Origin of the sequence: Pantoea vagans, from assembly GCF_001506165.1 — a bacterium.
GTDB classification, from domain to species: domain Bacteria; phylum Pseudomonadota; class Gammaproteobacteria; order Enterobacterales; family Enterobacteriaceae; genus Pantoea; species Pantoea vagans_C.
Genome location: NZ_CP011427.1, coordinates 2,267,353 through 2,280,183 on the forward strand (window position 1 = coordinate 2,267,353; position 12,831 = coordinate 2,280,183).

Annotated in this window: 9 protein-coding genes; 2 read left to right on the plus strand and 7 right to left on the minus strand. The window is 53.9% G+C overall.

What is annotated here, in order from left to right; translation table 11 throughout:
• Positions 1-608 precede the first annotated feature (608 nt).
• Genes astE through LK04_RS10575 form a run of 5 tightly spaced genes read right to left on the minus strand, consistent with a single transcriptional unit; the run spans position 609 to position 6,686 of the window.
• Positions 609-1,598, minus strand: a complete 990-nt coding sequence (gene astE / locus LK04_RS10555) for a succinylglutamate desuccinylase (protein WP_039328858.1) — start codon at positions 1,596-1,598, stop codon at positions 609-611.
• A gap of 48 nt (positions 1,599-1,646) precedes the next feature.
• Positions 1,647-2,975, minus strand: a complete 1,329-nt coding sequence (gene astB, locus LK04_RS10560; protein WP_039328862.1) for an N-succinylarginine dihydrolase — start codon at positions 2,973-2,975, stop codon at positions 1,647-1,649.
• A complete protein-coding gene (gene astD, locus LK04_RS10565; protein WP_039328856.1) occupies positions 2,975-4,441 on the minus strand; it encodes a succinylglutamate-semialdehyde dehydrogenase in 1,467 nt (488 codons plus the stop codon). Before astD ends, astB begins: the two co-directional genes overlap by 1 nt.
• Positions 4,438-5,469, minus strand: a complete 1,032-nt coding sequence (gene astA / locus LK04_RS10570) for an arginine N-succinyltransferase (protein WP_039328854.1) — start codon at positions 5,467-5,469, stop codon at positions 4,438-4,440. The genes astD and astA overlap by 4 nt, the downstream gene beginning before the upstream one ends.
• The gene (locus LK04_RS10575; RefSeq protein ID WP_039328851.1) at positions 5,466-6,686 is read right to left on the minus strand and encodes an aspartate aminotransferase family protein; all 1,221 of its coding nucleotides are present in this window, start codon (positions 6,684-6,686) and stop codon (positions 5,466-5,468) included. Before LK04_RS10575 ends, astA begins: the two co-directional genes overlap by 4 nt.
• A gap of 887 nt (positions 6,687-7,573) precedes the next feature.
• On the opposite strand from LK04_RS10575, the gene LK04_RS10580 reads away from it, so the two are divergent.
• Positions 7,574-8,665: a porin gene (locus tag LK04_RS10580; RefSeq protein WP_039328849.1), complete on the plus strand. Its 1,092-nt coding sequence runs from the start codon at positions 7,574-7,576 to the stop codon at positions 8,663-8,665.
• A 178-nt stretch (positions 8,666-8,843) separates the two neighbouring features.
• Positions 8,844-9,902, plus strand: a complete 1,059-nt coding sequence (locus tag LK04_RS10585; RefSeq protein WP_039328847.1) for an alpha/beta hydrolase family protein — start codon at positions 8,844-8,846, stop codon at positions 9,900-9,902.
• Here the strand turns inward: LK04_RS10585 and LK04_RS10590 are convergent.
• Both LK04_RS10590 and LK04_RS10595 read right to left on the minus strand, forming a co-directional pair.
• Entirely contained in the window at positions 9,835-10,851 is a 1,017-nt protein-coding gene (locus tag LK04_RS10590; protein ID WP_039328845.1) for a helix-turn-helix domain-containing protein, read from the minus strand. The genes LK04_RS10585 and LK04_RS10590 overlap by 68 nt on opposite strands.
• A 91-nt stretch (positions 10,852-10,942) precedes the next feature.
• On the minus strand, positions 10,943-12,379 hold the full coding sequence (locus LK04_RS10595; protein WP_052205972.1) for a YchO/YchP family invasin: 1,437 nt from the start codon (positions 12,377-12,379) through the stop codon (positions 10,943-10,945).
• Positions 12,380-12,831 lie beyond the last annotated feature (452 nt).

Genomic DNA, 12,831 nt, shown 5'->3' on the forward strand with positions numbered 1-12,831 from the left:
CGTAATGCTCGTCAGTTAAGAACTCTGGTTGCTCATTGATAAGTGGCCTGTCTTTTCAGTGCGGGCTCTGCCGCCACTACTACCCCCACTGGGCCGTCCTCGCGCCGCTAAAGCGGTACCTTCGACTTCCACGTCGTGCCGGACGGACCGTTCGCGGATGACCATCCATGGTCGGCCGCGAACTGCCCCACGCCTCCCCGCGTGGGGCTCCTGGCCCAACGTAAAAGTCTCAGCGCTGCGGATAACCCTGAGGGGGCAGTAGAGGCGTCATAGCCTCAGACAATGTGCCCTGACAAGTCGCACTGAAGCTAATGAGCTGGCTGGGGCCGCACCGGGGCTGGCATTCCGCAGCGCTGAGCTGAGCGAGTATGCCAGGAGAGCCCGCAGGACGCGGGCGAAAGGTGTCGCTGGAACATGGATGTTCCATCGGCACCGGTCCGTTAAGGCAGACGAGTGAAGTGAAGGCACCGCGTCAGCGGCGCGAGGACCGCCAGCCCCGGTGCGGCCCCAGACGGCGTTATAACCAGTCGCTTAACTGACGAGCATTACGCAATAAATTGCGCCGCTACGGCTTGACGTTCGTGGCGCTAGCTACATGATCGGCGCTTTTACAGCGCCTGAGTCTGTTCGTTCTCTTCGACCAGCATCAATCCCGCACGCAATCCCGCCGCCACCTTAGGATTGGGAAATAATACATACTCTCGCGCTTGCTGCACGTAATAGCGTGTCTCACCCTCTTCTGCCAGCAAAGTCCCCTGCGGGAAGGCAGTAAAGTTCAGGGTTTCCGACCCCATGTGCAACACAAAATCGTCTCCATGACGGGTGATTTGCTGCGTCACGCGATAACGGCGCGGTGTTTCATGCACCTCAGGCAGTTTCTCACCGTACAGCAGCGCCGCTAAGGCACGCTGCACCGCGCTAAACTGATTAAGGTCATTCTCACCAAAGGGTAAGGCTTTACCCAGCTCCAGCGTGCTGCTCGCTGCATCATGATGTTCACAGCTGTAATGCGTGAAGGTTCCGCCAGGGGAGCGGTGGAACACCAGCGCTTCCAGCTCTGCCGCCGCCAGCCAATGCAGGAACGCTTCTGGCCATGGCTGGGGATTCAGCGGCATCACGCCAAAGCGCGCATGGTAAGAGCCGCGAATCGCCGTATGTAGATCCAGATGCCAGCGCACCTCATGATCGCGACAGGTGCGCCAGAAGTTCTCCAGCGCTTGCTCCAGCCGCAGCGCACGCTGCGCTTCCGGTAGTTCCGACACCTTCTGCCAGCGTCCACCAAACAACCGGTTCATATCGTACTGCTGATAACGCTTGCCACTGCGTAACGCCTCGGGATTACCTAAAATGACCAGCAAACGCACTGCCAGCGGCTTTTCTCCCTGCAGTAGCGGCGTCAGCAACAGATTAAGAATTTCGACTGGCGCGGTTTCGTTACCGTGAATACCGGCAGACAGTACCAGCGCTTGATGAGTCGCATGATGCGGGGTCAGCGATAAGATGCCTTCGTCGAGCCACTGCCAGCTCAAATGGTCATTACGGCCTTCTCTCTGGCGAGGTGGCTGACCGGACAAGGTTTGCTGTAAAAAGTCCTGCATGATTTCTCCTTTCTCACTCAGAGGCGGGCCTGTCGCCCGCCCCCAGTGTTAACGCTGAAATGCGTAGACACTGCCTAAGTCTAGCAGCTGAGTCAGCTCATCCAGCGCGGTACGTCCTTCGCGCAGCAATTGGGGGTCGGCCAAATCAGCCTGGGTTAAACGATCGCGATAATGACGATCAACCCACTGATTCAGCGTGGCGAACAGTCGGTCGTTCATCATCACCGCAGGGTTAAGCGCCTGCCGTTCTGCTTCAGTCAGCACCACACGCAGACGCAGACACGCCGGACCGCCACCGTTGTACATGCTTTCACGCAGGTCAAAGACTTTCAGCTCGCGAATCGGCCCCCCGCTTGCCACCAGCTCCGTCAGATAGCGCCACACGCCCGGGTGCTGGCGCGACTCCTCTGGCAGCACCAACAGCATACCGCCGTCAGGATGGCGCAACAGTTGGCTGTTAAACAGATAGGTATTGACCGCATCGGCGACAGAGACTTGACTGCTCGGCACCACAATCGGCTGGAAACCCGGCACCGCTTCCGTCAGTTGTTGCAGTAGCTGCGGTTGATCGACAAAGGCTTCCTGATGGCAGAACAGCACCTGCTGGTTACTTACCGCGATCACATCATTATGAAAGACGCCCTGATCGATCACCGCAGGATTCTGCTGCGCAAACACAGTGCGGCTGACGTCCAGCTGATGCAGCCGCGCCACCGCTTCACTGGCCTCACGTGTCTGACGCGCCGGATAGCGTGCAGGAACATTACCCTGCTGCTGCCCGTCACGGCCATAAATAAACAGCTGTACGCCCGCATCACCATACTCGGCACCAAAGCGGTTATGGTTCGCGGCCCCTTCATCGCCGAACAGCGCGACTTGCGGCAACGCGTCATGCACACTGAAATGCCGTGGATCGCGGAAAATGGCCCGCAAAAGATCGGCCGTTTCCGGCGCTTCGATTGCACGATGAAACTTATTGTTCAGATTAGCGACGGTGAAATGCACACGACCATCGGCACTGTCTGCCGAAGGAGATACCGTTGCCGCGTTCGCCACCCACATGGCGGAGGCCGAACTCACCGCAGACAATAGCTGCGACGCCTGCTGTGCCGCTTTGGCCAATACCTGCTCATCCGTGCCGCTAAAACCCATTTGGCGCAGTAAAGGAAGATTGGGCCGCTCATGCGGCGGGATCACCCCTTGCACAAAGCCCAAATCAGCCAATGCTTTCATTTTCAGCAGTCCCTGCTTTGCCGCCAGACGCGGATTAGAGGGCTGCAACTGGTTGCGCGTCGAAGCTTCGTTACCAAACGACAATCCCGCGTAATGGTGCGTCAGGCCGACCAACCCATCGAAATTGGCTTCAAACGCCTTCATCATAATGACTCCTCAGCGGAGAAATCGAGGCCCGGTGACAGGCTGCCTGGCAGCGCCAGACTTGGGCTTTCCAGCGAAGCCATCGGCCACGCACAATAGTCGGCTGCATACCAGGCGCTGGCGCGATGGTTGCCGGAAGCGCCTATACCGCCAAACGGCGCGGTACTGGCGGCGCCCGTCAGCGGTTTATTCCAGTTCACAATCCCGGCACGCGCCTCAAGTAACAGCTGATCAAACTGCGCACGCTGCGGAGAGATTAGGCCGCATGACAGCCCGTAACGCGTGTTGTTTGCCATCTTAATCGCCTGCTCATACTCGTCGTAACGGATGACCTGCAACAGCGGCCCAAACACCTCTTCATCCGGCAGATTGGCCACACCAGTCATCTCGATGATACCCGGTGTGAGGATAGCGCTGTCACGGTCTGGCCAGTGCATGCCCAGCAGCACTTTACCGCCGGAAGCGATTAATTGTTGCCAGGCAGCAAAAATGTGCCCAGCAGCCGTAGGTGAAATTACGCTGCCCATAAAGGGTTGCGGTTCCGCGTTCCATGCGCCAGGCTGCAAACGCGCCGTGACTTCAACCAAACGTTGCAGGAAGGCATCGCCTGCGGCACCCCGTTTCACCAGCAAACGCCGTGCGCAGGTGCAACGCTGCCCGGCAGTGATAAAGGCAGACTGAATAGCGATATGTACCGCACCATCCAGATCGGCAGGATCTTCCACAATCAAAGCATTATTGCCGCCCATCTCCAGCGCGAGCATCTTCTCTGGCTGTCCGGCGAACTGGCGGTGCAGGTGATAACCGGTGGCCGCGCTGCCGGTAAACAGCAAACCATCGATTTGCGGCTCATGGGCCAGCGCCTGCCCCGTTTCACGACCGCCCTGCACTAGCGCCATCACGCCAGCGGGCAAGCCTGCCTGCTCCCACAGCGCGACGGTTTTTTCGGCGGTCATCGGCGTCAGTTCACTGGGTTTAAACACCACGCAGTTCCCGGCCAGCAACGCAGGAACAATATGGCCGTTTGGCAGATGCCCCGGGAAATTGTACGGGCCAAACACGGCCAGCACGCCGTGCGGGCGATGGCGCAACGAACTCTCACCTTCGGCCTGCTCACCGGTACGCGTGTGGTAGGCTTTGACCGAGATGGCAATCTTATTGATCATCGCCTGCACTTCAGTCAGCGTTTCCCAGCGTGGTTTGCCGGTTTCGCGGGCGATGGTTTCTGCCAGTGCGGTTTTATTGCTGTCGAGTAATTTGGCAAATGCCTCCACTAACGCCTGACGTTCAGCGACCGGTTTCCGTGCCCATGCCGGAAAGGCTGCACGTGCCGCTTCACAGGCCGCAGCAACCTGCGCACCGCTCGCGGCTTTACCCTGCCAGAGGGTTTCACCCGTGACCGGGTTATGTTTGCTAAAGCTCTCCGCGCCGCCCGTCACCCACTGACCATTAATAAAGTGCGTCATGCTTTTTTCTCCTCGCGGCACAGCGTAACGACACGCAGTGCATCGCCAAATTCACAGCGCAACGCGGTGCGTTGTGCTTCATTTATGCGTACCTTGCCGGATGAGATATCCACCGGCAGTAATGCGACACGGAAATGTAGGTAATCGCTGTTAGCCACCAGGCACAGCGGCCAGTTTTCATCGGCCTCACCCGCTTCCGCGTGAAGCATCTGGCTTTTGCGGATGGCGCGGATGCGATCGATCTCGCACTCCAGCGTTGGGCCACCGTCAAAAATGTCGATATAGTTGAGGTAGCGAAACCCTTCGGCTTCCAGAACGGCGCGTGCCGGTGCAGTTTTTGGATGCACTTCGCCAATGACCTTTTGTGCCGCTTCAGTCAGGTAATGGATATACAAAGGATGCTTAGGCATCAGCTCGGCAATAAAGGCTTTTTGCCCGGTGCCGCTGAGGAAATCGGCCTCGCTAAACTCCATCGAGAAGAAGCGGCTGCCGACGCTGTCCCAGAACGGGGAATGACCATTGTCGTCACTGACGCCGCGCATCTCTGCCACCACATGTTTCATAAAGCGGTCACGGAAATTCGCCATAAACAGGAAGCGCGATTTTGATAACAGGTAGCCATTCTTCCCGTCGCGATAGTCAGGATCGAGAAACAGCGTACAGAGTTCACTGCTGCCGGTGTGATCGTTACTCAGCGACAGAGTGGGCAAACTGGCATACACATTTAACTCTTTGGAGGCGTGCACCTGGGTGCCAACGCGGAAGTTGTACCAGGGATCCTGCAAACCTACCGCTACCTCAATGGCACAGATGCCTACGGCGCGGTTATCTTCGCTATCGGCCAACACAAACACATAGCCCTGCTCAGCGCGGGATAACGTGCCCTGCCAGGTCTGCAGTGACCGCTCAATTCGCGCTTTCAGTGTTTCGCTATCGGCAGGCAGCGAGGTTAAACCGCCCCCGGTTTTGCCCGCCAGCGACAGCAACTGCGCAAGGTCGTCACGTTCAACGGGGCGAATCACCATCATGATGCGGCTCCTGATAGCACGCGAGCGCAGGCACGTTCAAAACGAGCCAGCCCTTCTTTTACTTCTGCTTCACTGATGTTGAGCGCGGGCGCGAATCGCACCACGTTAGCACCGGCAATCAGCACCATTACGCCCTCTTCAGCAGCCGCGAGGTTAAATTGCTTGGCCTTACCAGCAAAATCTTCATTCAGCACCGCGCCAATCAGCAGACCCAGCCCACGGATCTCTTTAAAGATTGGCAGGCGTTGATTCAGTTCCTGCAACGCTGCGACAAACCACTGGTGGCGTTCAGAAACACCGGCCATAAAATCGGGCTGATTGATCAGCTCCATCACTTTGCCCGCCACAGCGCCCGCCAATGGGTTACCGCCATAAGTGGTACCGTGTGTGCCCACACCCATCACCAGCGCCAGATCTTCACGCATTAGCATGGCACCAATCGGGAAGCCGCCGCCCAACGCTTTCGCCGTGGTCAGAACGTCTGGCGTCACGCCATAGTGCATGTAGGCGTAAAGTGAACCGGTACGGCCCACCCCGCTTTGCACTTCATCGAAAATCAGCGTGGCCTGATGTTTGTCACACAACTCGCGTAAACCACGCAGGAAAGCCGGATCGGCAGGTAACACCCCACCTTCCCCCTGAATCGGTTCAACAATGACGGCGCAGGTTTGGTCATTGATCAGAGCGGCAGCAGAGGCAAGGTCATTGAAGTGGGCATGCTGAATTGCGGGAGGTAGCGGCGCGAAGTCGCGCGAGTAAGCGGGCTGACCGCCGGCGGACACCGTGAACAGCGTGCGGCCATGAAAGGCGTTATTGAAAGCCACGATGCCATTTTTTTCCGCACCAAATCGATCGTGCGCCACTTTACGCGCCAGCTTAAGTGCCGCTTCGTTGGCTTCAGCACCGGAGTTACAGAAGAACACACGGTCAGCAAAGGTGGCATCTATTAACTGCTTAGCCAGACGCAAGATCGGTTCATTTGTGTAACCATTACCGGTGTGCCACAGTTTGCTCGCTTGCTCTGTCAGAGCCTGTTGCAAAGCAGGATGCGCATGTCCTAAGGCATTGACCGCGATGCCACCTGCAAAGTCGATGTAATCCTTTCCCTGCTGATCCCAAAGTGTTGAACCTTCAGCGCGCACCGGTACAAAAGCCGCTGGGGCATAAACCGGCATCATCCATTGATCGAAATCGTGACGCGAAACTTGCAGTGACATAGCCATTTCTCCTGCTCCACTTCAGGTGAAGCTTTTGTTTTAAAATTGTTAAAAGCTGTTGTATTGCAGCTCTACTGTAGAGTGCAGTAAGCGTGCCAGCTAGCAGAAAAAATGCATAAATGGCTTTGAGTAACGCAATATCAATGAGTTAAGCAATGTCGATATTCACTTTAAATGCATAAAAAGTGAATACTTGTCTGATGTGGATTGATGTGCAGGAATTTCTTTAGCGGATTTATGCATTCGCAAAATGAAATCATGCTTTTGTGATCGAACATGAAATATTTCGCCAAAATGACGCGCGCAATGCCTCTTTTTGGGGCGAGCTGTGCACCAATGGTGCGCGGGAGTGCAGGAATTGTGCAGAGGCCGATCGCTGTTGAAGCCCGCTAATTGTGAACTTTATTAACAATTAACCGAGGCCAATAGAATGTTTTTTAATCAGGGTTAATTAAACGGATCCTAAATAACATTTAGTGACTAAGGTTATTATCAAATCGGAAATAAACAGATACAAAGTGGTGAACTTGATAATTACCCTGCTAATCATTAGGGGGTTCTGGATATTTGTTATTGAACAATAACGCATAGGCTTGTGCTATTTAACTCACAAAATTAAAATTTTACTGACCGTTCTTTAACCTACATTAAAGCTTTTATTTTCAATATCTTAGTTATTTTATCAACCCATTAACTCTTCATGAATGGGATAAGTTTATCCAATGTAAAATCCCACATATTGGAAGTTAAGATTAAAAATCACACAAAAAGCCAATAGGAAATATTTAGTTACATATATTGCACTTTTGATCTTGAACTTTTTGTGTCATTTTCTTTTCACCCCGAAAGCGGGGATACAATTAAAAAATATCACAGGGTAAAAATAAATGATGAAGCGCTCTTTACTGGCAGCAGTGATGCCTTTACTGCTGGGACTTTCTTCGGCTCACGCCGCCGAAATCTATAACAAAGATGGCAACAAACTGGATCTGACCGGCAAAATTAACGTTTCGCATTTGTTCTCTGATAACGACAGCTCAAACGGCGACGTGTCTTCTTACACCCGTATAGGCTTTAAAGGCGAAACCAAAATTAATGACCAACTGACCGGTTATGGTCAGTGGCAATACCAGTACAGCCTGAGCAACTCTGAAGGCAGCGATGCGAACTCAGGCAACAAAACCCGTCTTGGTTTTGCTGGTCTGAAAATCGCTCAGTTCGGTTCAATCGACTACGGTCGTAACTACGGTCTGGTTTACGACGTATTGGGTTACACCGATATGCTGCCGTACTTCGGTGGTGACTCGGGTTATACCGATGCCTTCCTTTCTGGCCGCTCAACGGGCGTGCTGACCTGGCGCAACAAAGATTTCTTCGGTCTGGTGAAAGGCTGGAACTTTGCGGCACAGTATGAAGGTAAAAATGAGCGTTCTGACAGCGCCACCGCGAGCAATCTGGCAGTGCGTCGTTCAAATGGTGACGGTTTCGCACTTTCAACTTCATACGATTTCGACTTTGGTTTAAGCATCGTAGGTGCTTACGCTAACCTGGACCGTGTCACGGCACAAAATACCGCGACCTACGGCAGAGGCGACAAAGCGCAGAGTTGGGCAACCGGTCTGAAGTATGATGCGAACCAGATTTACCTGGCGACCATCTATGGCGAAACCCAGAACGCGACTCCGGTCGGCAATACTGGTTTTGCGAATAAAGCGGTGAATTTTGAAGCCGTTGCACAGTATCAGTTCTTGAACGGTCTGCGTCCTTCTTTAGCTTATGTTTCTTCTCGTGCTAAAGATCTGGAAAACAATGTCGGTGATACTGACCTGTTCAAATACGTTGCCGTTGGCCTGACCTATTACTTCAACAAAAACATGTCTGCTTACGCGGAATATAAGATCAACTTGTTGAAAGATAATAATCCGTTGAACATCAATACTGACGATGTTACCGCTGTAGGCTTGGTGTATCAGTTCTAAGTTGGTTTCCCCTCATTGCATACCGGCTAGTGTCGGCTGGGTATGAGCCAAGGGCAGCGCAAGCTGCCCTTTTCTTTTGTATAAGCTAAAAAATCAGTACTGGATCGTGATTCAGGACGCGCTAACCGTCTGTATTCGCTATTTATCTTCATGACTCAACTCATGGAGACTGCAATAAATGATTCGACCTTATGTTTTGGCGCTGTTACTGATTCTCATCTCTTCTTATGCACAAGCTGGAACCGGATTCCGCCAACTGACGCTAGAAGCGCAAACCGCTCGACCACTCAACGTGACCCTCTGGTACCCCAGCAACCCGGCAGGTGCGTCCGAGCAGGCAGGAGAAAATGCAGCGTTTTACGGCGAGTCAGTATTACGTAATGCCACTCCTCTGCATCAACCTCATCCCTTAATTATGCTGTCCCATGGATATGGTGGTAGCTGGCGCAATCTGAACTGGTTAGCCGTTGCCTTAGTGGCGCAGGGTTATATGGTTGCCGCTCCCGATCATCCGGGCACCACCACGGCAAATACTGAACCGCAATTTGCTCAACAGCTGTGGCTTCGTCCGCAGGATATTAATCAGTTAATCGCTGCGTTGCAGGCGAACCCGCAGCTGGCAGGCGAAGTGGATACCACGCGTATTGCGGCCATCGGACATTCACTGGGTGGTTGGACGGTGCTGGAATTGGTGGGTGCACAATTTTCATCGGCATCCTATATTCAAGATTGCCAGCACCGTCAGCAACTCTCAGACTGTAAGCTAATTGAAACCTTGGGGATCAATCACACCGCCAATCATGCATTACTGGATGCGCCCTTGCGCAATCCCGTCATTAAAGCAGCCGTGTCGCTCGATCTGGGTTTAGCTCGCGGATTCACGCCAGAGAGCCTGGCCAATATCAACGTGCCGGTGATGGTGCTTTCCGCAGAACAGGATAGCGTTGAGTTACCTGCCTCGCTGGAATCCGGTTATCTGGCACAGCATATTCCACCGCGCTGGGTGCAGTTCTCACGTGTTCGTGGCGCAACCCACTTCAGCTTTATGCAGCGCTGTAAACCTGATGCCGTAGCGCTGATTGATAAGTTTTCACCCGGCGATGGCATTATCTGTAACGATCAGGGCAGCCGCAGTCGTGCGACCATCCATCAAGATATCATTCAGCGAATCACACCCTTTCTCGCTCAGGCGCTGAATTTCCCAGCTGCCGAAAGGCGCTCGGCGTCATCCCGCTAATACGTAGGAACTCGCGATTGAAGTTAGATTTGGTGGTGAAACCTGATGCCAACATAATCTCCGTAATCGGCAGAGAGCTGTTACGAAGTAAATGCTGTGCGTGAGAAATACGCAGACCATTAATCCACTGTGAGACATTGCAGTGGTAAGTCGTATTCACGGCGCGAGAAATCTGACGAGCAGGAATGCCGGCTTTCCGCGCCAACATATTCAACGTCAGGTTGTTCTCAAGAAACAGCGCATCTTTACGCAGCCGTTCTTCCAGTTGTTCGCAAAGCGCGGCCTGCTCAGGGGATGGGATATCAACAACCTCAGCCTCGGGCACTGACGTTTCGGCAATTGGGCGTGTACGTGCGGCAAGCGCAATGGCCAGTGCCAGAAAAGGCAGCATGAATGTTTGCAACAGCGCTATGAGTGGAAGCGCAAATTTACCCTGATGCCAGGCAAATTCCACTGCCACTAACAGGTCAGTGACGCCGGAGAAACAGAGAAAAATACCAGTCGCCAGCGCCATCTTCGCCGCGAATGGCACTTCGCTAATACGCACCTCAGTCAATTTCTCGCTGCCGCATATTCCTACATGGATCAGTGCCATGCCGTAAGCAAGATAGAGTGCAAACAGCACGGCATCAATGGCTGGGGGCCAGCATTGCTGAATAATAATAGCCAGTATCACTGGCGCGATGTGCCAACGAGAAACGCTATGTTGGGTGAGATGACTGAAACAGTGCCACGCCAGCGCAGGCAGCACCGTTGCGATCAAGACACGAAGCAGCATCAGCATCGGCGAGGGCCAGACCCAACGCACTATTCCCACCGTGAGTAATAGCGAGCATAAAAGGAGGAAGCGTAGCGTATGGCGATGACGTTGCCGATCGCCAATCCATAGCGTCAACATTAAGATTAGCAGCACCAGCAGCGTGACCAGCGGCAGTGGAATTGATGGCATAGCGAGGAAGTCCATTCCTGAAATTCAGCTGCCATGTTACACAGGATCAACCCTCATCCGGCAGCAATTTCTTCGTCGTTTACTGGCAGAGTTACGGTGCCATGACGTTGAAGCGGTTGTCCTCTCCTGAGTCAATCGAGAAAGGCTCCTGTAGCTGCAGGGTGATCCAGTTTGACGTTACGCGGCTGCCTTTACTGTCTTCTAATGTCACCGAGAGACGATAGCGGTTGCTGGCACCTGAGGTGGCGTCCCATGCGGGCATGATGATGCTCCAGCCCTGCGGATCGTTAGGGTTACTGCCCGGCGTCAGGCTAAGTGCCTGCGTATCACCCTGCCAGACCACTTTAGTAATCGGATTGGCATTACGGATTTGTAGCTTCAGCGGCAGGCTCTCCCCGCCGTTAAGCTGCCACGGCGGCGTGGCGAGGAACACCGATAAGGTTTTACGCTGGCGATACTCCATCACCGGCGTGCTGTTGCGGGTGACCATATCGTAACGGCTGCCACGCAGCGATCGCGCCTCGGCTACATTATCCGCGCTGAGTTGCTGGCTGAGCGGCACGCCAAAGCGATAGTTGAGATGCAGGCCAAGTTGATCCTGGCTCTCACCTTCATTGCTGGTTTTGTGGCTGGCAGAGAAGGTGACCAGTGGCACCGGCGTGTAGGAGACACCAAAGGTCAATGCCGACGGATTATGGTAGCTGTTGCCGGTATTAAATAAATCCACGTCGTTGCCGAGATACTGCTCCCAACTCACCGACATGCCTAGCTGGCGATAAAACGGTAAGTAGCCTTGCGTCGTGACGTCGTAGCCACGCGCCAGGCGTTCCTGTTGAAAAGGATCGCGGTTTTGCCAGCCTGAAAGTGGCGTGTAATAGTTAGCAGAGAAGCGTAGGTAGTCGCTCCAGGCTTCTGTTCCCAGTGATGCTCGCTGCAACCCGCTGTTGAACATCCGGTCGACGAAGCCGTTGTAGCCTAGTAGCCATTTTCCTGCCGTCCAGCGCTGTCCGAGTCCCAGATTGCCCACCAGCCCGTCATCGGTTTGATGGAAACCCACTTCAGTGAAGGTGAGATATTGATAACGATCGGCCCACGGCGTCAGCAGGGATGCCCCGCTACCGGTGAAGTTGCCGTCCATATCTACGTTGAAGTCGATCTGCGCTTTGCCATAGGGTGACAGTAGCGACTGCCCTTCATCGACAACGCGATCCCCCAGTTCATCACGAAAGTGATTGAAAGCCCAAATCCCCGCCTGATGGCCAAAGGTACTGTCATTGCTGCTGTCCTGGCTTGCCTCCCCAATGCTTTTTGCGATGGTTGCCAGCTGTTTACTGAAGGCGGCATTCTGATCCTCATAACCCAGCGCAGGCAGCGCATCCGCCATTTTTTGGAAGCGTGTTGGATCGCTGAACGGCGTTTCTGCGACATGGGTGTCTGTTACCAGAGCCAAAGCTGGCGCCGACAAGATTAAGCCCATGGCAGCGGGCAGGATGCGCAGAGATTTGAAGGTAAACAAAACAGGTAACATAACAAAAACAGGCTTTTATCCAGTTAAGAATTAGAGGTAGATCACAAATTCCTACTGGAATACCCTAGCACATTCTGCCGTTGATGCCGAAAACACTGGGGTAATTCGGACATTTTACATACGGATATCGTGGGTCAAGGAAGTCAGGGATGACACACACGGTGGTAACGGTAATAAAGCAAGCAGGTGTCGCACCGGGGCTGGCGGTCCTCGCGCCGCTAGCGCGGTGCCTTCACTTCACTCGTATGCCTTACGGACCGGTGCCGATGGAACATCCATGTTCCAGCGCCACCTTTCGCCCGCGTCCTGCGGGCTCTCCTGGCATACTCACTCCGTTCAGCGCTGCGGATGCCTGCCCCGATACGCCATCAGCCTGCTTATCGGCGTCACTGCGGGTTGCTTAAAAATTCTTTTAATTCTGGAGCAATGCTGCCCACATCAAACCGCTGATT

Bases quoted from the DNA above. Each gene is read 5' to 3' on its own strand.
- astE (WP_039328858.1), bottom strand. From the start codon at position 1,598: ATGCAGGACTTTTTACAGCAAACCTTGTCCGGTCAGCCACCTCGCCAG.
- astB (WP_039328862.1), bottom strand. From the start codon at position 2,975: ATGAAGGCGTTTGAAGCCAATTTCGATGGGTTGGTCGGCCTGACGCAC.
- astD (WP_039328856.1), bottom strand. From the start codon at position 4,441: ATGACGCACTTTATTAATGGTCAGTGGGTGACGGGCGGCGCGGAGAGC.
- astA (WP_039328854.1), bottom strand. From the start codon at position 5,469: ATGATGGTGATTCGCCCCGTTGAACGTGACGACCTTGCGCAGTTGCTG.
- LK04_RS10575 (WP_039328851.1), bottom strand. From the start codon at position 6,686: ATGTCACTGCAAGTTTCGCGTCACGATTTCGATCAATGGATGATGCCG.
- LK04_RS10580 (WP_039328849.1), top strand. From the start codon at position 7,574: ATGATGAAGCGCTCTTTACTGGCAGCAGTGATGCCTTTACTGCTGGGA.
- LK04_RS10585 (WP_039328847.1), top strand. From the start codon at position 8,844: ATGATTCGACCTTATGTTTTGGCGCTGTTACTGATTCTCATCTCTTCT.
- LK04_RS10590 (WP_039328845.1), bottom strand. From the start codon at position 10,851: ATGCCATCAATTCCACTGCCGCTGGTCACGCTGCTGGTGCTGCTAATC.
- LK04_RS10595 (WP_052205972.1), bottom strand. From the start codon at position 12,379: ATGTTACCTGTTTTGTTTACCTTCAAATCTCTGCGCATCCTGCCCGCT.